The following is a 23,222-nucleotide window of genomic DNA, read 5'->3' on the forward strand; positions in this document are numbered from 1 at the left end:
CGTTCAGCCTTTGCTGAATTTCAAAGAGAGACGTTGGACGTATCCAATGGCGACTGGATCGTCCCCTCATCAAGCATTCGCACATCGCTGGGACCACGGACCTCGTAAGTCACCCCACGCCAGACCACACGCCGAAGAAATGTAGCACGAATGATTGCGGAAATATGAATAACAACCGACAGCAACATGGCAGCGGGGATTTTCAGGAACTGCATTCCGAACATGCCGGGCACTGATTCGCCCTGAGCCCGAATGATCCTGCGAGCCGCAAAGTCCAAAAGCAACCACAACACCATCACCGTCACGCTATAAACCATCGCTCCTGCGGCAAACCAGTATGCCTCGGTGTTAAACCCCTGAAACAGACAAACCACAACCAGCACAAGCGTCACCAAATAAGTACAAAGTACCGCAAGTGTGTAGACCAGCATCGCTGGCCATCCGGCACTCATGTACGTCCTGGTCCATTTGAGTTGCCGTGTGAGAAAACTGTGGGCGAACCGCAAATCACAGTCCTCGCGATTCGCCATCATCAACGACGGAACAAAGCGAAGCTTCAACCTCCGCTTTTTCAAAGCCACCCGAATCGGGCCATCGTCAACAATCGATCGCGTCAACGTTTCGCGAAGACCGCTCTCTTTCACCACCGAAGCACGAATTGCCAAAGAGCCGCCCCAGGGGATCTGCTTCAAATGCATCGTAACAACGCCAATCGCATTGCAAACCTGGCGCACCAACGATCCCATCCAGCCAATGGTCGGAACAAACCATCGGTTGCCAAAGGTGGCGCCAATTCGAGGGTCCGCCAGCGGAGCCACCAACTCGCGCAACCACGTTGGGTGGCTCTCAAGGTCTGAATCGGCAAGCACCAACACTTCGAACGAATCGTCGATTTGATCCAAAAGCTGGACCAGCGAACTGCACTTCAGACTACATGTCTTCAGTCGATCACGTAGCGTCGAAGCGTGAACGATGCACGCACCGCTCGGACCGAGTGCATCGCTGGATCGCGAAACTGACGACACACCGCAGCTAACTTGGCTGCCGCTCTCCCCACCCAATGCGGAGGTCAAAGAGGCGGTGTGCGACGAGCCGTCGTTGGCTTGATTAACGATCTCCCAGGCGGGATCGGTATCCGAATCGATGGCGATGAAAATTTCGAAGTCGGGATAACGCTGATGCATTAATCGACGTAAGCCCCCCGCAAGGCTGGGATCGGCTCCGCGCAAACAGAGCAGCACAGCGACCCTGGGCAAATCTTCGTCAGCGGAGACCGTCGCACGATGCCGGAATAGGACAAACAGCGTAAGGGCGGTGCACACGGTGTTGCCCGCTGCGAATCCGGTGAGCGCCCAGAAAGCAAACATCGCCGTTTGAAGAAGCATCATGCGAGCATTGTCAAGCAAGGCAGAGGGTGGCGATTCGTTTTGGAGAGGACGGCCAGCAAGCTACACGAACAGCGGGCCGAGGTCAACTTTGTCCGCTTCTTGAGCAGCGTCCTGCACGCTCCTTGCGGTACCTTCCAGCTTCACAGGTCACCGGAACGCTGAATACTATTGCCGCGTCAGGCGTACTATGCTAATGCTCGATATACGGGCACGTCCAAACTGCCCTCCAGCAAACGATCAAGGGCACCTATCGACAACTATTTTCGACCCTGTTTGTGTTCGACGAATGGTTACCGCATGTAGGCAAGGAACAGCCACTTGAATCGCCCCGCCAAAAAACGCTCGCTATTTTCGCGACTGATGATCGGAATCGTTGCGGTCAGCTGCATCCTTTCTGCGGTAATCGCCATACGCCTGTTCAATCAACGCAACGATTTACCCGAACTGCGTACGGTGAATGTCCAGCGCCGCGACCTTGTCATCACCGTCGGCACCACAGGGACCATCGAACCGGACGAAGTCGTCCAAGTAGGTCCCGACGTTTCCGGAAAAATCATTCGCTTCGGTGTCGATGATCGCGATCCCGAAAAATCGATTGGTGTCGGCTCGCGAGTCAGCAAAGGGACCGTGCTGTTTCAATTGGACAGTCAGCAATACGAGATCGGTCTGCAGAAGGCAAATGCCGCCCTTCGATTGGCCGCAGCGGACTTGGTGCGATTAGAGGCTCAGTCCCATCAATCCCAGCGAAACCTCGATCGGGCAGATCGACTGCGTGCGACAAACCCGCAAAGCGTTTACGACGAAGTCGTTACCGCCAATGAAATGGCTGTGGCACTGTTAGCCGTTGGTCAGGCCAAACTTGAGCAAGCCGAAGCGGAAGTTCATCACGCAAAAGTCAGCCTGGAGAACACGTTCGTTCGCTCCCCGATCGATGGCATCGTGATCGATCGACGAGCCAATTTGGGCCAACACGTCAGCGTCGGTCATCCAGGACTTTTCTTGCTGGCCAGGAACTTGGACCAAATGCAAATCCGAGCATCGGTTAGCGAAAGCGACATCGGCAAAGTGAAACTGGGCCAGCCCGTCACGTTTACGGTCGACGCACACCGCGACCAAACGATGGGCGGGCGTGTGAAAGAGATTTTACTGAATGCCAGAATGCATGGAAACTTTGTGACCTACGACGTGATCGTGTCGATTGACCAAACCGATCTAAAGCTTTTGCCGCACATGACCACGGATGTCGAATTTGAAATCATCAAGCGCGAGCAAGCATGGTTGGTGCCAACCGGTGCCCTTCAGTGGTGGCCCGGCGCGGATCAAATGGAACAGTCGGTCGCCAGAGATTTTACCTCGGACAGCGATGAATCCAGCTCGCCAAGCAAAGGAGACACCGCCTATGTTTGGGTCCCCGCGGACAACGGCAAAGTGCGAGCCGTTCCGGTTCGCGTCGGCATTGACGATGGCGTGCAAACCGAAGTGATCGGGGGTGCGTTCGAATCGGAATCGCCGGTGGTTGTCGGCGAAATCAAACGGACGACCCTTGCGAGAATCATTCCGACCGTGAAAACGCTCCGCTAGACGTTCTGCAAATCTGGCTCTGAACGAAACGACTTATCGCAGCGTCGGGGATTGCTGAGTCGCTGAAGGACTAGCAATTCGCGTCCCCGAGACATTGTTCTCAAGATTTTCCGGTTGGGCGAACACCGAAGCCGAATTTAGCGAGAACTGGTATTCGTCGATCGTTGGCGGACCAAATCCAACTCCCATCGCTTGCAGTAATGTGCCTCTCGCGTAGTGCACTTTGATGAACGCCAAATTGTAATCGACCAAGCTGCGTTGGAATTCCGTTTCGGCTTTGGTAGCTCGGATCTGAGCCTCCAAGACGTCTTCAACTCGGACATCTCCCTCGGCATGGCGCTGCGATTGAGCGGCCAATCGGATCCGCGACGCGTCGCGACTCTGTTCCATCGAATTCATCGTCCCGAACGCGCGATCCAAATCGATGAACGTCGTGCGAAGCTGAGCCGTTATCTGGCGGCGTTGTTCGGCGGCGATCGCTTGCTCGCGTTTCAGCTGAAGCTGAGCATGCCGGACTGCAGCGTTCTCTCGGCGGTTCATGACTGGACGGCTGTAATCAACCCCCAGCTGCCAACCCTGCAAGGCACTTCCAAACAGCTCCGTATCCGACGGCGGATTATCGGCCAATCGTCGGTACTGAGCGATCAAATCCAACTGTGGAAGCCTAAGGTTTTTGGCCGCTTTGATTTCAAGGATTCGCTTATCGATGATGGCCTGTTGTTTGCGCAGTTCGATTCGGCTTCCCAGGGCCAACGAGTCGCTTTCCTGCCAATCAAACCGTAGCGGCGCTCGCAGCGGAGGACCGACGGGTTGAATCAACCGGTCATCGCAAGCGGGAAGGGCCAGCAACGTGCGCAATTTCAACTCGACGCTGTAGACGCCGGTTTGCCCCGGATTCGTCCCACAAATTGCATTCCGGACGGCAGCCTCAGCGGAGTAGTACTGCTGCCGCGCCAAAGCTTCGACGTCGGGAGGACTGACCGCTTGTTCAACACGCTGTTGCTCAAGCTGCCATGCCTGCCGCGCGTTCTCAAGTGCCGTCCGCTTCGCTGCCAAATTCTGATGCGCGAAGAAGAGCTCCCAGTACACGATCGACACATCACGGACCAATTCGGAAACAGCCTGTTCGACTTCAAGCTTTGCCTGATGGAGATCGATCTGAGCGATACGGACTCCTCGGTAGACACCCGACTTCGCCATCGGCCCGGCGATATCGTTGAACTCAGCCCCCGATCCTCGCATCAACGGATGTCGAACTTCGGCGCCGTAAGCCGCGTAGGGACCGCCAGCAAGGTTTTCATCATAGCCCCCCATACCGCCGACCGAGACGTTGGTTCCCGAATGCAAGATACGGCCAACACCTAATTTGGCAATCGTTTCGGGCTGCGAGAAAACGCCGAACTGGCCGTTCGAAAATGCCGAATTGACCGAATTACCATTGCCGTTCCAAGCAAAGCCAGACTGAATTTGAGTGTCGAATGCAGACAGGCATGCGTCGATTCCAAGATTTGGATCGCTTCGCAATAATTCGGGATCCAACGTGGTTCGCACCATGTCGGGATACGTCAATACGCGTGCGCCGTGGTCGCGCATCACTTCACTGTTGCTAAGCGCCATCTGTACCGCTTCATCAAGCGACAAAGGCCAAGCCGTCAGCTGATCGAACTCATCGGCGGTGGGCGGCGACCGCTGAACCGATTCCTGCAGATGTGCAACGGTCGCGACGTCGGATCCCTGGTCCGTTTCCGAGCCGTCTTCAATGGCACCCGATTTTCCGGTCGGATAGGCCACCAAATTCGATGGCGTATATCCCTGCTGAAACGCCTGACTTGGACTGGAATTCCGGCAGCCGTGAGAGCTTACCATCACCATCGCGATCAGCGTCAACGTGATGGCTCGGTGACTCAATTCGGCTGCTCTCGAAGTACGAAATCGCGGGTTCGCTAGGTCCTTGGATGCATGCTCTAAGATTGCCGGACCTTAACGTTTATCGGAGTTACGCGTCGGATCTGCCAGCAATACTGGCACCTCCTGACTTGGTTGCCTAATCCGCAAAGTCGCCCACCCCAATAGCTCGCCGATTGCCAAAGGAACGTTATCAAAGAGAACGAGAGTCGGTCACAGGCTCGGCATAGGGAGCATACGGGCCTCTTTTGATTTTTGTGCCACGAATGTGATAGGCGATTCCTCGCCAACTCACCTTGGTCGTGAAGAAGCACTTGCAGAACCACAACGGTGAAATGAGTTGGCTGATCACGATCCAAAACGTTAGCTTCACGATCGACGAAAGTTTCATCCAGCTTTCGGCGGACTCCTTGTGCGCCCCCATACGCCGAAAGCTGTGTTCACAAAGGATAACCAGCAACGCGTTGGAAATTTCAAACCCAACAAATGCAATCAGCGCTGTTTGCAGCGAATCAAAGTCGGATCGGAACCACCCCATGATCGCCACCGCCGCCGCGATAAACGGAATGGCGGACGATAAGATTCCGTAGCCGACCGTCGCGGGCCAACTGGGATGGTAAAGTTTTGCGGTCAGCAACTGCCGAGGAACCCAGTTCATCAGGTCGCCGAACGTGCACGTTTCGCGATTGACCACCATAACATTGGGCACGAAGACTTGACGGTAACCGTGTTGACGCACGACTCGGTCCAGCATCGTATCTTCACACAACGCATGCGACCACTTGTCCAGCAAACCGGCTTCTTCGATCACACGAGAACGAATCGCAAGGCTTCCCCCCCAAGCGATTCGAAACACGATCATGTTGATCGCAGCAGGAATGTTCCAAAGGTAACGAACCAACGGAGCGCCGGTAGGAGGCTGAGGTTGATACCAGCGGTTGCCGGTCGTTACCGCCACCTTGGGGTTCTCGAACGGGGCGACAAGGTCGGCCAACCAAGTCGGTTCAGGGATCGTGTCGGCGTCACACAACGCGATGATCTCGAACGATGCATCCAGTCCCCTAATCGCCTGAACAATGGCACTGCATTTTAGGCTGCAGGTATCGAGAGGGTCTCGCAAAATACTCACATGCATTCGAGCGTCTGATTCAAATTCGCGAAGAATCTGTCCAGCAGGATCCTCTTCACTGTCAACGACAACCCGCAACTGAAAATCGGGGTAATCTTGATCCAGTAAACATCGGATGCTTTGCTTTAAAAACGGATCCGCGCCGCGCAGACAAAGAATGATCGCGACGGGGGGTGTGAAAGACCGTTTCGTCGCTCGCCCCCTTTGCGACATCTTCACAACAAATACCAGCGAAAAAACAGCCTGAATCGCCACGATCAGAATCACAGCCCAGAAAAAAGCGATGGCGAGAGTCACTCGGGAGAATTCCTTCAAAAATCGGCGTAATGAAAAGACAGATCGAGCCCACCGGCCCTGCGAGCCAAAGTACTCAGCCGAGCATTAGACGCTGCGATACGAAGTCTTTCAAGGATCCGATAGGATCGGATCTTAGCCGAAGCGAGATTCCGTCAACGCAGATGATCTCCGTTTGCTCGTCCCAATCCTCGTTGACCGGATCGCTCAAATCGTGATCGATTGTTTCGCGCATGCGTTTCTGATGAATATTGTTCCTTCCAGTCCGCTATCGCAGGACTCATTCACCGCAGGCTGGCAGCCTGCACGACAGGACTAAACTTCATCGCTTCGAGTCCCCAACGACACGTTGCAGCTCCGTCGTTCCAAGACGGATGTTTTCATCTCGGGGGACGTGAAATTTTTTTAGTAACCGATTTAAAGCAGGGGCCTGCTGTGCGGCAAGCATTAGAAAATCCCAACCCGCTGCGTAAGCGAGGGACCGGGAACACGAACCATAATCCCTCGCTTACGCAGCGGGTTGGGATTTCGACAGCCTACGGGTCCGGAGAGTGGGCTTCACTAAATGCTGGACAGACGCAGTGCGAACGGCTTCGGAGATCGTTCATGCATCACCAATTGATTTCACGTCTCGAGAAACGAACCTATGACGGCCCCAAATAAGTTAGGATCGATACACCAAAGCTAATTTGAACAAACATCGCTTCACCGTTCGAACTTTCAATTCTCCGCATTTGGTTACGTTGCCCAAAGGTCAGAAAACAATGTCTACGAAAAACACCTTCGCAATCACCGCAGCGAGCGGTCAGCTTGGATCAGAAATTGTCCTTGCTACGGCTGAAATCGTCGGCACGGACAACGTCATCGGACTCGCCCGCACGCCCAGCAAAGCGGAATCGCTCGGCGTCGAAATACGTCCCGGTGACTACACGTCGCGTCGTGACCTTCAAGAATCGCTGTGCGGTGTCGATACTTTGCTTCTCATTTCCGGCATGGACGCTCCGGACAAGCGGATCCAACAGCATCGCAACGTCATCGACTCCGCAAAGCAGGCCGGAGTCCGTAAGATCGTTTACACCAGCATCCAGGGTGCGGAACAGAACACCGCTTTTTCACCGATCGTCCAGAGCAACCGGCAAACCGAACAAGATGTTCGCGAAAGTGGGCTCGCCTGGGTGATCGGACGCAACGGGATCTACATTGAACCGGATGTTGACTACATCGCAACGTACATCGAACGAGGCGAAATTGCGAATTGTGCGAGCGACGGGAAGTGCGGCTACACAACGCGTTCCGAACTCGCATACGCTTACGCTCGAATGATGGCGGAATCAAAACATGACGGCCAAACTTATAATTTGCATGGCGAGGCGATCACCCAACAGCAACTAACCGAATACATGAATACCGCCTTTGGCACCGATTTGAAATACCGTTCGATGTCGGTCCAGGAATATCGCGAAGATCGAATCGCCGAACTTGGCGAATTCATGGGCAACGTGATCGCGGGAATCTACGAAGGCATCCGCAACGGCGAAGTGAACAACCCAAGCCACTTTACGGAGGCTGCCGGCCGAGATCATTTGAGCTGGAAAGTGTATTTCGATGGCCTGAAAGAGAGTGTTCCACCGCGATAGACCACCCAACCCTGCGGTGGGCATGCATCATGCTGTAAAGAAAGGTAAGCGAGGTTTGTCACCAGCGGCCTAACCCGCTGCGTAAGCGAGCAACCGAAAGAGCAGGGCGCTTCGCGCTATCTCAAACCGTCCAGATCGCGACAACTTTTTCTCATGTTCACTCGGCCTGATTAACCGGCCCCCAGCTTCGCTGCTGCCTTAACGAAACGTTTAACAACTTTCACGTCGACGCAATCCGAGCTATTAAACGTCAGGTGTCGCCGGAACTTTCCGCCACCTTCTAATAAACCATCGGGGTCTTCAATCGACGTCCCCTGTGCAAACGACAACTTCACGTGTTCCTTGTAGGCGAACAGACCACAGAACTGGGCTTCTTTCTCTTCAGGCTTCAACGTGTAAAGCGTCCCGCCGTACTTCGGGACCTTTGTCGCCTTGGGAATCGCAGCCATCACAAGCGAATCGAGCCGTTCGATCAGACGTGCTTTGTCCGCATCGGTCATCTGCTTGTGCTTCTCACTTAACAAGAAATCGATTGTTTCTTCGACACGTCGTTCGCGTGTCGCGACCATCTTTGCCGAATCGACTCGGTAACAGAACCCGCGACGCTTACCCGCTGTCCAACCATCCCAGACTTCACGAGCCACATCGTTGGCCTCCAACGCAAACTGCAACTCCATCGGCACCGTGATCGCGTCTTGATCCGCGATGTCAAAAGAAACCGAAACGCGGTCGCCAAGCGATACGCCGCACAGCTTTTGCAGTTTCCTTGCAACCATCAAATACCATTTCCCCTTCGTCGGGATCAAAGCCGCTTCGATGCGGATGCCTTCGATCTCGCCGTCAATCCGCAACCGCTTTGATTTGCTAAAATCCAGCTGCGAGGTGATTTCTTTCGGTACGTAGACGACCGAAAAGACAATTTTCCCGAAACCGTATTTCACGATCTTCGCGTCAAAGTTGTAGGGATAGTCACTCATGGTGTTTCAAATACTCCGCGCGTAAAATGAACCGCACCATCCTACGGGATCGGGCGAACTTCCCGGAGCCCACTGCATCGATTGATTCCTATCCAAATCAATACAAACGAAATTTCGTTCTTTTATCAGTGAACCAGGGCGCAGACCTCGGCGTCTTTCCGCTTATCACGCCGTCCGTTAGCTTTCTCTCACAAGGCCACTATGAGTATTCCCATTTGGCAAATCGACGCCTTTGCGGATCGCCCGTTCACCGGCAATCCTGCTGCCATCTGCATTTTGGAGAACTACCCGAGCGACGGTTGGTTGCAAATGGTCGCTGCTGAAATGAACCTGTCGGAAACGTCGTTCATTGTTCCTGCGGGTGAACCGAACTCGTATCATCTTCGCTGGTTCACACCAACAACCGAAGTCGATCTTTGCGGTCACGCCACTCTGGCTGCCTCGCACATATTGATCGAACAAGGGCGAGCTGATGTCAATGAACCGATTCGGTTCCAAACGCTCAGCGGCGAATTATCATGCACGCGTTCTGGCTCTCAGATCACGTTGGACTTTCCGGCGACGCAGGAACAGCAAGACGTCGACGCGTCGATCGCCCAAAGTCTCAATGCCGCACTCGGCACCGGAGATGCTAATGTTAAAATGCTGCAAACCAAATTTGATCTGGCTGTCATCTACGAGGAAGCCGACACCGTGGAAAACCTGCGTCCTGACTTTAATGCACTCCAGCAAATCCAGACCCGCGGCGTCATGGTCACAGCCCCCAGCCAACGACCGGACATCGATTTTGTTTCACGCTTCTTCGCCCCGCGTTGTGGGATCAACGAAGATCCCGTCACCGGATCCGCCCACTGCTTCCTCGCACCATTTTGGGCGTCCCGACTTAGCAAAACTTCCCTCGTCGGCCACCAAGCGTCGCCACGAGGTGGAACCGTTCACTGCCAACTCGCCGGAGACCGCGTCAAGCTTTCAGGAAAAGCGGTGACCGTGACCGAAGGGCATCTATTGGTGGAACCCAAATGAATCAATTGGGCCGAGCCACCGAACGAGCGATGGGGATGAATGATTCCGTCTGGGAGCGGCATGCGAACCCGTGGAGTGGTTGGAGCCGTGTCGCAATCTTGCCAATGCTCGCCATCGCGATCTGGAGTCGAGTCTGGATTGGATGGTGGTCGCTCATTCCTATTACCATCCTTATCGCCTGGATTTGGATCAACCCGCGGATTTTTCCGCGGCCCAAATCCGTCGACAATTGGATGTCGCAAGGTGTGCTAGGCGAACGGATTTGGTTGGCGAATAAACCTGGCTCCATCGCCGATCATCATATCCGCGTCGCACGTGTGCTCACCATCATCGCTGGCTTAGGAACACTCATTTTCGTGGGCGGCCTAATTTGGTTAAACGTCGCCGCCACACTCTTCGGATTGGCAGTATCCATGCTAGGCAAACTCTGGTTCATCGATCGAATGGTGTGGATTTACAAAGACCAACAAAGCTCAACCAAGTGACCTGAAAACCGAGCAAAGTAGGCCGGACCAAAGAGCGACAGCGATACCGTTCCGGCACAAGCACCCAACACACCGCATGCCGGACCGCTAGCGTCGAAAGTCAATTCTTCCTTAGCAGAGTAGGCCGGACCAAAGAGCGACAGCGATACCGTTCCGGCACAAACACCCAACACCCAACACCCAACACCCAACACCCAACACCCAACACCCAACACCCAACACCCAACACCCAACACACCACACACCACACACCACACACCACACACCACACACCACACACCACACACCACACACCACACACCACACACCACACACCACACACCACACACCACATGCCACATGCCACATGCCACACACCACATGCCGGACCGCTAGCGCCGTTCCGCTAAAAAAGCAAAGTAGGCCGGACCAAAGAGCGACAGCGATACCGTTCCGGCACAAACACCCAACACACCGCATGCCGGACGGCTCGCGCCGTTCCGCTAAAAAAAACACAGTAGGCCGGACCAAAGAGCGACAGCGATACCGTTCCGGCACAAGCACCCAACACACCACATGCCGGACCGCTCGCGCCGTTCCGCTAAAAAAGCAAAGTAGGCCGGACCAAAGAGCGACAGCGATACCGTTCCGGCACAAGCACCCAACACACCACATGCCGGACGGCTCGCGCCGTTCCGCTAAGAAAGCAGAGTAGGCCGGACCAAAGAGCGACAGCGATACCGTTCCGGCACAAGCACCCAACACACCACATGCCGGACGGCTCGCGCCGTTCCGCTAAAAAAGAGAACGAACGATTCGGCGTTTACTACGGACCTTACCAATCGACATCATCCACCGAACTACAATCTGTCATAATGAGGCGACTTCCCCGAAACGTGCCCTTACTCCATGCAGTCGCGAACCATGAATCGAATTGTTGTCCTGCTTACGATGTGTCTTCTTTCATCGCCTGCGTTCGGCCAATCGGTCGGTTACCCGCCCAGCTTCGATGATGCGCGAGCGGAAACGTACAAGACGATTGACGACGTGGAAATGAAAGTGTGGATCTTTGATCCACCTGATCATCAGGCCAGTGATTCGCGTCCTGCGATTGTGTTCTTCTTTGGTGGCGGCTGGACGACAGGCAATCCAGCTCAATTCGAAAGACATTGCCGGTATCTGGCGTCACAGGGAATGGTCGCGATGACCGCCGACTACCGCGTCCGCTCACGCCACGGAACCTTGGCGGACAAATCACTCGAAGACGCTGAATCCGCGATTCGCTGGGTTCGTGACAATGCCAAACGGCTGGGGATCGATCCCAATCGCGTCGCCGCCGGCGGAGGCTCCGCTGGCGGGCACTTGGCTGCCTGCCTAGGCGTGGTAGCGCCGCTAAGCCAGCCGGCAACCGAGCCGGCATCAAAACAAACTAGCAGCGTGCCCAACGCATTGGCACTGTTCAACCCCGCCTTGCTTTTGGCACCTTTCGAGGAGATCCGTTTGGGTCAAAACGAAGATGGAGTCGACAAGTTCGCTGACATCGCCACACGTACTGGCGTCCCACCGGAGCGCATCTCACCGATTCACCACATTCGTTCCGGCCTACCGCCAACGGTGATCTTTCATGGCGAAGCCGACACGACCGTTCCCTTTGAAACGGCAAAGCGGTACACGGAACTGGCAACACAAGCGGGCAACCGCTGCGAATTGGCCAGCTACCCACACGCCACTCACGGTTTCTTTAATTACGGCCGAGGAGGCGAACCGGGTGAGTTTTATCCCCTGACCGTCTCGCGAATGCACACCTTCTTGCAGTCGTTGGGATACCTACAAAACCCGCCTGCGATCGCATTGCCCAAATCTTCAAACGTCCATTATCGAAGCCATTTTGATTTCTCTCGGCATGCCTTCGAAAACAACAAGAAAGGGACGGTGGCGTTCATTGGCGGATCGATCACCGAAATGGACGGCTACCGCGTGATGGTCCAGGCCGACCTGCAAGCTCGGTTCCCAGAAACAGAATTCACGTTCATCAACGCCGGGATCAGCTCCACATGTTCCACAACGGGTGCCTTTAGACTCGCCGAGGACGTTCTTGCTGCGAAACCGGACCTGCTGTTCATCGAATTCGCGGTGAACGACGATCAGGATGCGGCACACGCCGAGCGTGAATGCATTCGCGGAATGGAAGGGATCCTCAGACATGCCCGAACGGCCCTTCCACAATTGGACATGGTGGTCACCCACTTTGTGAATCCACCGATGCTGCAAAAATTGCAAAACGGCGAAACGCCAACCAGTAGCGGTGCCCACGAACGCGTGGCCGCTCACTACGGAGTCGCATCGATCGACCTGGCTCGAGAAGTGGCCGAGCGGATCACGGCGGGCTCGTTGACCTGGGAAGCGTACGGTGGCACGCACCCCAAAGATCCAGGCAACCGGCTTGCGGCCGATATGATCAAAGATCTGTTCGATGCAACATGGTCGAGTCCCATCGCAGATCACCCCCGCAGCAAATCGCATCGCTCGGCAAGGCAGATCGACAAGAACAGCTATGCAAAAGGAAAGATGCTGCCTCCCGCGGCGGCAAAACTTGACAACGGCTGGGTCGTCCACCAACCGGACTGGGCGAGTTTGCCAGGATCCAAGCGAGCAAGGTTTAGCGACATGCAACTGCTGTGCAGCACCGAGGTCGGTTCACAGTGCACGCTAGAGTTCAACGGAACAGGAATCGGTTTGTTCGTCCTAGCCGGTCCCGATGCCGGGGCAGTCGAATATTCCATCGACAGAGGCGAACCTCGAACGCTAGACCTATACCATCACTACAGCAAGGGCTTGCACTATCCACGCACGGTGATGCTGAATGCAGATCTAGAGCCAGGCAAACATCAGATCGAAATCCGAGTCGCCAAAACAAAGAACGAATCCAGCCAAGGAAACGCAATCCGAATCCTAAAGTTTGCCGTAAACCAGTAGGCCTAGATCTGTCCAACCGTAGCTCTGTCTTTCCAAGACAGATGTTTTCGTCTAGGACACCAGTCCCCTAAATACAAATACAAGCACGAATCGCAACCGAGTAAACAAATCGAGTGAACATCCCCTCATCTTCCACTCCACTCACAAAATCACCAACCTGATCAACGACATCATCTATCGCATCAAACCCAACACGTTAACCGATACGCACGAAACATCCCTCACATGAAAACGGCCTACAGCGGAGCACTCCCCAACGGACCTTTTTGATTTAGAATCTCCGGCGACGTCAACATGCACTGACGGAAACCAGAAAACAACAGACTCTGGTCCAGTTTTTTCCAAACGTCTGCAAGGGCACTCAGGATTCCGGGAAACGTGTCGTGATGAACTTAATCGAACTTACCGCGACCGGATTTGGATTCCTGTGCGTTTTACTGACGATCCGCCGGAGTGTTTGGTGCTGGCCGACCGGACTCATTCAGGTCTTGCTGTTCATCATCATTTTTTACAATGCAAAACTATATTCTGATTTATTGCTGCATGTGATCTACGTTTTCCTACAGTTCTATGGCTGGTATCACTGGACCCGAGTAGATGCTGGCAATCGGAACCTAGTCGTTAAGTCGCTTGCGATTCCATGGCTCGGCTGCTGGCTTGCCGTAACGACAGCTGGAACCATCGGACTCGGGTTGGCGATGGCCTTGTGGACGGATGCCTCGCTTCCTTATCCCGATGCGTTCACAACAGTGGCAAGTCTTGTTGCGCAGATCTTGCTCGCTCGACGATACGTTCAAAACTGGGGCTTCTGGATTTGCGTCGATGTCGTCGCTATTTGGGTCTATTTCACAAAAGAGCTCAATGCGACTGCGGTGCTCTACATTACGTTTATGATCCTAGCCAGTGTTGGATTAGTGATTTGGAAGAAGCAGCTGGCGAAGCAAAGAACGAACGAGGTCGCGGCATGACTTTAGGACTGACCTTAGGTAAATATGCACCGCTGCATCGCGGGCATCAATTGATTATTGAGCGAGCAATTGCCGAGAACGACCACACCATCGTAGTGATCTACGACGCACCCGAAGTCACACCCGTTCTGCTGGAAACGCGAGCCGGTTGGATCAGGAAATTGTATCCGAGCGTCGAGGTCCTCCTGGCGAAGGATGGGCCAACCGTTGTGGGCAATACCCCCGAAATCACCTCGCTCCATGACGCCTATCTGCGTCAACTTTTGAAAGGCCGAGACGTCACGCACTTCTACAGTAGTGAATTTTATGGGCATCACGTGAGTCAGGCGTTGGGGGCGATTGACTGCCGCGTTGATGACGATCGAAAGCAAATTCCTATTTCCGCAACTACAATTCGCCGAGCCCCCTATCGTTTCCGCGACTACTTGGAAACCATCGTCTACAGTGACCTAGTGACAAAGATCGTATTTCTCGGGGCCCCTTCGACGGGCAAGACAACGATCGCTCGTGAATTAGCTAAACGCTTAAAGACGAAATGGGTACCGGAGTTCGGTCGCGAGTATTGGGAGTCACATCACGTCGACCGCCGGTTAACGCTGGAGCAGCTCGCGGAGATCGCGGTCGGGCATCGCGAACGTGAGGACCAGATCATAGCGAATGCGAACCGCTATCTGTTTGTCGATACCGATGCGACTACCACGTATCAATTCTCTCTTGACTATCATGGCAAGGCGCACCCAACGGTGGCAGAGTTGGCGGACTCATGTCGTGATCGATATCGTTTCTGCTTTGTTTGCGACACAGACATCCCGTATGATGACACATGGGATCGCAGTGGCGAAGTGCACCGCGCGAATTTCCAGATGAAGATTGAATCGGATCTCATTCGCCGAAATATCGACTTTATCAAACTCTCCGGTTCGCTCCAGAGTCGTGTTAACCGGGTCATCAAAAGTCTAATGTCGCTGAATTCATGAACACATGAACAAAGTTTCAAAACGTGAAGCCATTGTCGGATGTATCCTAGGAACCGCGGTCGGCGATGCGTTGGGGTTGCCCTACGAAGGCGTTTCATCGCAAAGGGCACCTAAATTACTTGGGCCGCCCGATCGCTACCGATTCCTGTTTGGTCGCGGGATGATTTCCGACGACACCGAGCACACATGCATGGTGGCTCAGTCGCTGATTGAAGCTAACGGCGACGTTGATATCTTCACCAAACGTTTCGCCAGTCGATTGCGGTGGTGGATCTTGGCGTTTCCGGCGGGCGTTGGCAAAGCGACCGCTCGTTCGGGGATCAAATTATGGCTAGGAGCAAAACCACAAAATGCCGGAGTCTTTTCTGCAGGCAACGGCCCAGCGATGCGAGCCGCGGTTTTTGGTGCGGCGATCGACGATTGTACGTTATTGCTGCATATGGTGCGAGCATCTTCACGGCTGACGCACAGTGATCCGAAAGCCGAATACGGAGCAATCGCCGTAGCGTTGGCAGCGAAGCACTCAAGGGATAACGAAACCGCAGACGCGAATCTATGGCTCGAGCAAGTTGCCGAAGCCGTCGGCAACGAAGGAGTCGAATTAACGGATCTGCTTCGCAAAGCGGACCAGAGCATCCGAACTGGAGAATCCACACCCGACTTTGCACAAGGTCTGGGGCTGGGCAAAGGCGTCACCGGATACACCTACCACACAGTTCCAGTCGCGATCCATGCTTGGCTAGCACACCCCAAAGACTTTCGCCAAGCTGTCGCCACCATCATCCGCTGCGGAGGCGACGCCGACACGACCGCCGCGATCGTTGGTGGCATTGTTGGAGCAGGCGTCGGTCGTGAGGGCGGGGAAGGGAATATTCCCGAAGAGTGGATCGATGGCCTGTGCGAATGGCCGCGGAGCGTAACATGGATGCGTTCACTCGGCGAATCGCTGGCCGCCTCAATCGATGCAAATCCGACCACTGGCACAAAGCCTCCCTCCATCAATCCGCTCGGAGTCCTACTTCGCAATCTACTGTTCCTTCTAGTCGTCCTCTTTCACGGCTTTCGACGGCTTGCCCCGCCTTACTAAAGACCACAAATTCATAAATCGTCATCCGCAACAAAATCAAAGCCAACCTCAATCTGCAAGTCCAACAACCTGCGCTAACTGAGCCTTCCCTACCGTCTTCACTCGATTTCTCAGTGACTTAGTCTTCTTGGCCTTTTACCAACTTACCTCGCACGTCCACGAATAAGAAACGAATGTTGATCGGCTTCTGCCTTTCAAGTTAACACTGTGATTCGGATACCTTCTTTTCAAATGTTGTTTTGCCGATTTGGGCCAATGAAAGATCTCATCGACTATACTTATCCAACGATTCGACCAGCATTTGGATTTCTTAGGGCAATGATCGCGGCATGACAGACAGTAAGCACAACGGCGGGCAGCAACAAAGCGAAAACGCAAGCGACAATGAACTGGACAGTCCTTGTTCCTGCTCGATTGAAGTCGTCGCTGAAGAGTGTTTCAATTATGCGGCTTGGCAGAACGCAGTGCCATTGTTACGTGAGTTAAAAGTCGTCAATTCCACAGATTCAGATCTGGCGTCACTCAAGGTTGAACTGACTGCGAATCCTGCGTTTGTTTCAAATCATGTATGGAGCATTGACCGGGTCGGTGCCAACAGTGAAGTTTGCATCAAAAACATTGACATCCAAATTCAGGCCGATTATCTGGATGGACTGGACGAAGCGATTCGTGGCACGCTTGCGTTTAGAATACTCAGGGGCGACGATGAGCTAACAGCAACCCATCATGAACTGCGAGTACTCGCTCGCGATGAATGGGGTGGTGTGACGGCAATGGGCGAATTACTGCCAGCCTTTGTAACCCCAAATGATCCGGCACTTGCACCATTGCTAAAGTCGGCCGCAGCCTCAATGCAGCTTCATGGCCATTCGCCAGCGTTAGATGGATACCAATCAGACGACCCGAACCGCGTTTATCTGCTAACTGCAGCATTGTGGTCGGCAGTCGCTGAGAAAGCGCTGACCTATGCCAATCCACCAAGCAGTTTTGAACGAGTTGGACAGAAAACTAGAAGAGTATCGGCAGTGTTGGCCGATGGTTTGGCGACTTGCTTGGACTCAACCCTCCTGTTTGCTGCTGGACTGGAAGCGATCGGGTTGAACGCTGTTTTGGTAATGGTACAAGGCCATTGCTTTGTCGGTGTCTGGCTGATCGACAAATCGCTGTCGAAACGGATTTCAACGGATCCGAGTGAGTTGCGCAAAGCTTACGTTGCGAAAGAGTTCGTCGTATTTGAGACAACCATGGTTACTCAACGGCCTCCCGCGATGTTCAACGATGCCGTAGCCGTGGCGGTCGACGCAATCAGTGAGGCAAAGGAATACGAGTTCGTCGCAGCGATCGACGTAGCGCGCGCTCGCATGTCACAGGTCCGCCCGCTCGCGTCTCACGGCAAGCGGTCAGAGGTGATAGAGAAAGCCAGTGAAAATGGCCCTCTGCCGTTGCCAGCTTCGCCTGGGTTTAAGACACCAACAATAGACGACGATCCAATTCCGCAAACACCAGCGGGCCGCATCGATCGCTGGCAACGCAAACTCCTGGATCTATCGCTACGGAATCGTCTGCTGAATTTCAAAACGAACAAGCAAACCGTACCGGTGCTGTGCCCTGATGTTTCGCGTTTGGAAGACCGGTTGGCTAGCGGCGGACGACTGCGGCTAGTATCACTGGTCGACGAGAATCAAGTGGCAGACCGAGATTCCAAGCTCTTCCAAGACCGAACTCAAAAGGACGTCGATCGAGAGTTTGCGAGAGAGGCATTGGCACGCGACGAAATTGCCTGCCAACTTGGAGCAAACGACCTTGATCGGCGTCTGACCACCCTATTCAGAAAGGCGAAAAACGATCTCGCAGAGGGCGGATCCAATACTCTGTATCTCGCGGTCGGTTTTTTGCGTTGGAAACAACAGGCTTCTACGTCGAGTACCTATCGGGCTCCTTTGCTGCTTATCCCCATCAAATTGACTCGCCGTAGTGCTTCATCGCCGTTTCACCTCAGCCATCACGATGACGATGTTCGATTCAACGCAACACTGTTGCAGTTGCTAAAAAAAGACTTCGACTGCGATTTAACGAATTTGGAATCAGACCTACCGACCGACGATAGCGGCGTGGATGTCCCCAAAGTACTTGGACGCGTTCGACGTGCCGTGCGTGACATTCCAGGGTTTGAAGTAGTCGAAGAAGTAGCAGTCGGATCATTTTCATTCGCGAAGTACTTGATGTGGAAAGACCTAGCTGAACGCGTCGATCAACTGGAAAAAAATCGCGTAGTTCGCCATTTGGTTCGAGACCCAGACAAGGCATTTTCGTCGGATGTGGGTTCACCGATGCCGAAACCATTCGAGATCGACACGCGTTACCGACCGGTAGATGTGGTGCACCCGTTACCAGCGGATTCGTCGCAATTGGCCGCCGTGATGGCCGCATCGGAAGGCCATGATTTGGTGATTGTCGGCCCGCCCGGTACCGGCAAGAGCCAGACGATAGCGAACCTAATTGCGCAGTGTTTATCCGTTGGCAAAACGGTATTGTTCGTTGCCGAAAAAACAGCGGCTCTTGACGTCGTGCATCGACGATTGAAGGAACACGGTTTAGGCGACTGCTGTGTTGAGTTGCATTCCAACAAGGCAGAACGCCGGCGGATGCTAGCCCAGCTTGAGGCGTCCTGGAAGCGAAGAGAGCGTCCAACCAAAGACAATTGGTTAGAAGTAAGTGAACGTCTAAAGATTCGGCGTGACGAACTGAATGCTTACGTTCAGGCAATTCATGCCACCCACGAGAATGGCTGGACCGTTTACGACGCCATGGGCGTGAGTGTCCGTGATCGTTCATTTCCTGCCGTTCAACTAGATTGGCCGCGAACGACGATCCATGATCGCGATGAATATAAGGCGCTGCACCAGTGTGTCGAAGATTTGTCGATCGCTTGGTCAGCATTGCCCCAAAGTGCAAATCTTGGGCGAGTTTGCGCTAGCGAATGGTCGATGGGATGGGAGACTGACTTTCTATCCTGTTGCGACGAACTAAAGCACGCTTCGACTGTCCTATCGGATTCGGTTGCGGCGCTTTCGACATCACTCGGGCTTTCGCTTGGAGATGACATTGTTGCTAAGCAGTTTCAAGCGGTCTATCGATTCACCAAAGAACTAGCAGCCGAGCGTCTTCCGCCAAGTGAGTTACTGCTTAACGATGAACTTGAATCATTAAAGTCAAAATTGGACGAGAGAAGTCATCTGCTTAATCAATACGATTCCGCAGAACGCGAACTGAACTCGGTAGTCATGAAGTTCGCAGCGTTGCTTGGTAGCGAAGAAACCTCCGACGTCCCCGAATCGACTCGTCCAGCACTCTATCGACTGGCAAACACAGTCGTACGGGGCGACCTACCACCAGACGCACTGGTTTTCCACACAAATTTTGACACCTTGCCTAACCTTCTTGCCGAACGCAAAAGGTTACTGGAACTGCGAGATGAAACGGCTAGAGCACTAACGGCTCGACAGTTTGATCCGGTGTTGATTGCAAAAATCAAACTTGAAGAAATAGAATCGGAATGGCAGAAAGCGAACAGTTCGTTCTGGCCGCTTTCAACCCTGCGAACCAAAGCGGTTGTGAAACGACTTAAGTCTACCATGTCCCCCAACGGAGAACCGAACCCAGAACTGGATCTATCTCTCCTTTGTGAGCAACGCGATCACATCTCCACGTTGAATGAAAACCTATTGTCTCTTGGCTTACCTGATGACCTTCAATCGATCGTTCAAGAAAATCCTTCGGGTTTGGACTTAGCGCTGCAGACCGCAGAAAGAATACGCACGAAGATAAAGGAAAGCGGATGGCTGCTTGAAACCGTAGCGAAGGCTTCGAGAGGATCCTTAAAGACGATTCGGGATGCGGCTAAAAGGCTGTATCCACCGGGGCAGAGACTGGAAAAGACCAAGGTATTGCTACGAGAGAATCTTGAATCACTTGGCCTGAAGAAAACGCTAACTGAGAAGGTTGACAAGGACGCTTCGGCACTCGAGACAGAACTCGAAGCAGCACTGCGAATTCGCGACGCATCGCGCACAATCGGCTTGGACAATGATAGCCTGCAGCGGGTGATAGAAGCCACAGCCGATGAACGTGTCAAGCATGTCAAAAAGTTTCAGCAAGATGCAAAAACGCTCGGTAATGCGTGGAAAGCTTATACGAAAATCGCTGGTATAACTCCAGCGTCGAACGAAACAACCCGCATGGCTAACGATGCGTTGGAGCAGGCTGAACGCGTTCTAAACAACCGAAAAATGCTGAAGCAATGGGTTATGTGGACGGCCGCAACAAACCGTGCGAAGAGTCTCGGACTGAACTCGTTTTGCGACTCACTGGTCAGCGGCGATACTAATTCGAAAGACTTATCAGAACAGTTCCGATTGGCTTATGCCCGATGGTGGCTTCCTATTGCCGTGGATAAATCTGATTCCCTACGGACGTTTGGGCGTGTGCAACACGAAGAGACCATTCGAGAATTCTGCAGACTGGATGAACTTGCACGCCAAGCGGCTGCACCACGCGCGAAACAGGCGATCTACCATGACCTGCCTAACTCCAATGATGTACCACGAAAGTCGGAACTTGGACTGTTGCGACATCAAATGGGGCTGAAACGCCCGAGCAAGTCGATTCGCGAAATGATCTCAGGGATGCCAAATTCATTTAACAAACTGGCACCTTGCTTGATGATGTCACCACTATCCATTGCACAGTACTTACCGACAGACCAAGAATTATTTGACGTCGTCGTGTTTGATGAAGCATCACAAATTCCGACTTGGGACGCTATCGGGGCCATCGCCCGGGGAAAGCAGACGATTATCGTTGGCGATCCGAAACAACTTCCGCCTACAAACTTCTTTGGGAAAACAGAAGACGACGAAGAAAATGACGAAATTGACGAGTGTGAGAAGGATCTTGAGAGCATCCTGGACGAGGCACAAGCGTCCGGTCTGCCAACCTTGCAATTGAATTGGCACTATCGCAGTCGTCATGAATCCTTAATCGCATTTTCTAATTGGCACTATTACAACAACGAATTGGTCACTTTCCCTGCAGCTCATTCGGAAGAGCGGGGTGTTTCATTGGTTCATGTTGCGGATGGTATTTATGATCGCGGCAAGAGTCGCTCAAATCGCAAAGAAGCGGATGCCATCGTCGATGAATTAGTGGTTCGTATGAAGCGATGCATGCAAAAATCGGAGGAAGAGCGACTGACCTATGGTGTGGTCACATTCAACAGTCAACAGCAGACGTTGATTCAAGATTTGCTAGATGAGGCTTTACGGAATTCACCAGAATTAGAATGGTTTTTCTCAGACGAACGAATCGAACCGACTGCCGTTAAGAACCTGGAAAATGTGCAGGGCGACGAACGTGACGTGATGTACTTTTCGATCACTTTTGGAAAAGACATAACCGGAAAGTTCCCTGTCGATTTCGGAGCACTTAATCGCACCGGCGGTGAGCGACGTTTAAACGTCGCGATTACACGTGCGCGCGTGGCACTTTGTGTTTACGCATCCTTCCTACCCGATGAACTTCGCGCGGAACGCTCAGGAGCACGAGGAGTCCACGATTTAAAGTCGTTCTTGAATTACGCACATCGTGGCTTCCAGTCGATCGCCGAACAGAACGAAGGTTCGGTGGGCGATTATGAATCCCCCCTTGAGGAAGCTGTTGCCCAAGCACTCATTGAACGTGGTTGGCAGGTTGAACCACAAATTGGTGTTTCTGGATTCCGAATCGACTTAGGCGTGATCCATCCTGATCGACCTGGTGCATACTTGGCTGGCGTCGAGTGCGATGGAGCGACCTATCACCGTTCCGCAGTTGCACGCGACCGCGACAAAACACGTCAACTTGTTTTAGAGAACCTGGGTTGGAATATTGCTCGAGTTTGGTCAACGGATTGGTGGTACGATCCTGACACGGCGATTGATGCACTACAGCAGGAGCTAGAGAAACTGCTGGAAGCGTCCAAGCACGAAATCCCCCCCCTCCCGAAGAACGCTCCCCAAACTAACGCAGTCAGCGATTTGCTCCCAGATGATACCACGCAGTTTAATGACTCGGATTCGGACGAACCTGCAAACGAACCGCAACAACCTCAAGAGATCCCCGATAGATCAGAAGTGTTCGCTGCCGCTACTGAAATATCACTCGTGTCGGAAAATAGAGACGCACAAAAATCAACGTCGGAAACATCTAAGTGCCGTACATCGAGTGAACGAAAGCTCTATCAACCTCTCATGCTCGAAGACGCAACCGATCGCCAAGCAGAATTCTTCGACGAAAGCTATACGGAGACCATCCGACAAATGGCGCTGGCCGTGGTGGACGCTGAAGGGCCTGTTCGCGACGACTTGGTCGCGAAACGGATTGCACGCGTTCACGGGTTTGCTCGCACCGCAGCAAAGATCAAGCAACGCATCATGGCTACGATACCAGAGCTCACCAAAACGAAAGAATCTGCGGGAAATTTCCTATGGGCCAATGAGAATCCGGATCAATCTATACCATTTCGATACGCCGGTAAGGGTGACGAGCGGCGACGATTGGACGAAATCCCCATCCAAGAGTTGTTCGGCCTCATTCAATCAGAAAGGCACCTACTTGACAGCGAAGATCCGGCCTTAGCCTTAGCCCGAGAGATCGGGCTAGCCCGACTATCTAAGTCCGCACGCGAACGAATCGAAACAGCGATAGAATCAAAGCTCGGTAGCAGTATTTAAGAATAGCCATCGAAACGCATCTCGGGCACTTTGTGGCTCAGCTTGA

At 53.4% G+C, this 23,222-nt stretch carries 13 protein-coding genes; 9 read left to right on the forward strand and 4 right to left on the reverse strand.

Translation table 11 applies throughout. The features are described 5' to 3' along the window. Window positions 1-20: 20 nt before the first annotated feature. Complete coding sequence (locus tag FF011L_RS15965) at window positions 21-1,388, reverse strand: glycosyltransferase (protein ID WP_145352630.1); 1,368 nt, start codon at window positions 1,386-1,388, stop codon at window positions 21-23. A 318-nt stretch (window positions 1,389-1,706) separates the two neighbouring features. On the opposite strand from FF011L_RS15965, the gene FF011L_RS15970 reads away from it, so the two are divergent. Then, window positions 1,707-2,969, forward strand: a complete 1,263-nt coding sequence (locus tag FF011L_RS15970; protein WP_246109445.1) for an efflux RND transporter periplasmic adaptor subunit — start codon at window positions 1,707-1,709, stop codon at window positions 2,967-2,969. Window positions 2,970-3,002: 33 nt separating this feature from the next. Here the strand turns inward: FF011L_RS15970 and FF011L_RS15975 are convergent, their stop codons facing one another. Both FF011L_RS15975 and FF011L_RS15980 read right to left on the reverse strand, forming a co-directional pair. Further along, the gene (locus FF011L_RS15975; protein WP_246109446.1) at window positions 3,003-4,877 is read right to left on the reverse strand and encodes a TolC family protein; all 1,875 of its coding nucleotides are present in this window, start codon (window positions 4,875-4,877) and stop codon (window positions 3,003-3,005) included. A gap of 190 nt (window positions 4,878-5,067) precedes the next feature. Then, on the reverse strand, window positions 5,068-6,300 hold the full coding sequence (locus tag FF011L_RS15980) for a glycosyltransferase (protein WP_145352631.1): 1,233 nt from the start codon (window positions 6,298-6,300) through the stop codon (window positions 5,068-5,070). Between the two features lie 761 nt (window positions 6,301-7,061). Between FF011L_RS15980 and FF011L_RS15985 the strand changes: the two genes are divergently transcribed. Continuing rightward, entirely contained in the window at window positions 7,062-7,934 is an 873-nt protein-coding gene (locus FF011L_RS15985) for an SDR family oxidoreductase (protein ID WP_145352632.1), read from the forward strand. A gap of 170 nt (window positions 7,935-8,104) precedes the next feature. Here FF011L_RS15985 and FF011L_RS15990 read toward each other — a convergent pair whose 3' ends face one another. Continuing rightward, a complete protein-coding gene (locus FF011L_RS15990) occupies window positions 8,105-8,911 on the reverse strand; it encodes a YdeI/OmpD-associated family protein (RefSeq protein ID WP_145352633.1) in 807 nt (268 codons plus the stop codon). Window positions 8,912-9,112: 201 nt separating this feature from the next. On the opposite strand from FF011L_RS15990, the gene FF011L_RS15995 reads away from it, so the two are divergent. From FF011L_RS15995 to FF011L_RS16030, 7 genes are all read left to right on the forward strand, one after another. Then, window positions 9,113-9,934, forward strand: a complete 822-nt coding sequence (locus FF011L_RS15995) for a PhzF family phenazine biosynthesis protein (RefSeq protein ID WP_145352634.1) — start codon at window positions 9,113-9,115, stop codon at window positions 9,932-9,934. Continuing rightward, a complete protein-coding gene (locus tag FF011L_RS16000) occupies window positions 9,931-10,419 on the forward strand; it encodes a DUF6653 family protein (protein ID WP_145352635.1) in 489 nt (162 codons plus the stop codon). The genes FF011L_RS15995 and FF011L_RS16000 overlap by 4 nt, the downstream gene beginning before the upstream one ends. A gap of 903 nt (window positions 10,420-11,322) precedes the next feature. Continuing rightward, on the forward strand, window positions 11,323-13,374 hold the full coding sequence (locus tag FF011L_RS16010) for an alpha/beta hydrolase fold domain-containing protein (protein ID WP_218932668.1): 2,052 nt from the start codon (window positions 11,323-11,325) through the stop codon (window positions 13,372-13,374). 386 nt (window positions 13,375-13,760) lie between these two features. Further along, a complete protein-coding gene (pnuC, locus tag FF011L_RS16015) occupies window positions 13,761-14,342 on the forward strand; it encodes a nicotinamide riboside transporter PnuC (RefSeq protein ID WP_145352637.1) in 582 nt (193 codons plus the stop codon). Further along, complete coding sequence (locus FF011L_RS16020; protein ID WP_145352638.1) at window positions 14,339-15,319, forward strand: AAA family ATPase; 981 nt, start codon at window positions 14,339-14,341, stop codon at window positions 15,317-15,319. The genes pnuC and FF011L_RS16020 overlap by 4 nt, the downstream gene beginning before the upstream one ends. A 4-nt stretch (window positions 15,320-15,323) precedes the next feature. Then, window positions 15,324-16,406, forward strand: a complete 1,083-nt coding sequence (locus tag FF011L_RS16025) for an ADP-ribosylglycohydrolase family protein (protein WP_145352639.1) — start codon at window positions 15,324-15,326, stop codon at window positions 16,404-16,406. 329 nt (window positions 16,407-16,735) lie between these two features. Continuing rightward, window positions 16,736-23,176 (forward strand): DUF3320 domain-containing protein, encoded by a 6,441-nt coding sequence (locus FF011L_RS16030; protein ID WP_145352640.1) that lies wholly within the window; start codon window positions 16,736-16,738, stop codon window positions 23,174-23,176. The last annotated feature ends 46 nt before the right edge of the window (window positions 23,177-23,222 follow it).

It is taken from the genome of Roseimaritima multifibrata (assembly GCF_007741495.1).
GTDB lineage: Bacteria > Planctomycetota > Planctomycetia > Pirellulales > Pirellulaceae > Roseimaritima > Roseimaritima multifibrata.

Bases quoted from the DNA above. Each gene is read 5' to 3' on its own strand.
- FF011L_RS15965 (WP_145352630.1), bottom strand. From the start codon at position 1,388: ATGATGCTTCTTCAAACGGCGATGTTTGCTTTCTGGGCGCTCACCGGA.
- FF011L_RS15985 (WP_145352632.1), top strand. From the start codon at position 7,062: ATGTCTACGAAAAACACCTTCGCAATCACCGCAGCGAGCGGTCAGCTT.
- FF011L_RS15990 (WP_145352633.1), bottom strand. From the start codon at position 8,911: ATGAGTGACTATCCCTACAACTTTGACGCGAAGATCGTGAAATACGGT.
- FF011L_RS15995 (WP_145352634.1), top strand. From the start codon at position 9,113: ATGAGTATTCCCATTTGGCAAATCGACGCCTTTGCGGATCGCCCGTTC.
- FF011L_RS16000 (WP_145352635.1), top strand. From the start codon at position 9,931: ATGAATCAATTGGGCCGAGCCACCGAACGAGCGATGGGGATGAATGAT.
- FF011L_RS16010 (WP_218932668.1), top strand. From the start codon at position 11,323: ATGAATCGAATTGTTGTCCTGCTTACGATGTGTCTTCTTTCATCGCCT.
- pnuC (WP_145352637.1), top strand. From the start codon at position 13,761: ATGAACTTAATCGAACTTACCGCGACCGGATTTGGATTCCTGTGCGTT.
- FF011L_RS16020 (WP_145352638.1), top strand. From the start codon at position 14,339: ATGACTTTAGGACTGACCTTAGGTAAATATGCACCGCTGCATCGCGGG.
- FF011L_RS16025 (WP_145352639.1), top strand. From the start codon at position 15,324: ATGAACAAAGTTTCAAAACGTGAAGCCATTGTCGGATGTATCCTAGGA.
- FF011L_RS16030 (WP_145352640.1), top strand. From the start codon at position 16,736: ATGACAGACAGTAAGCACAACGGCGGGCAGCAACAAAGCGAAAACGCA.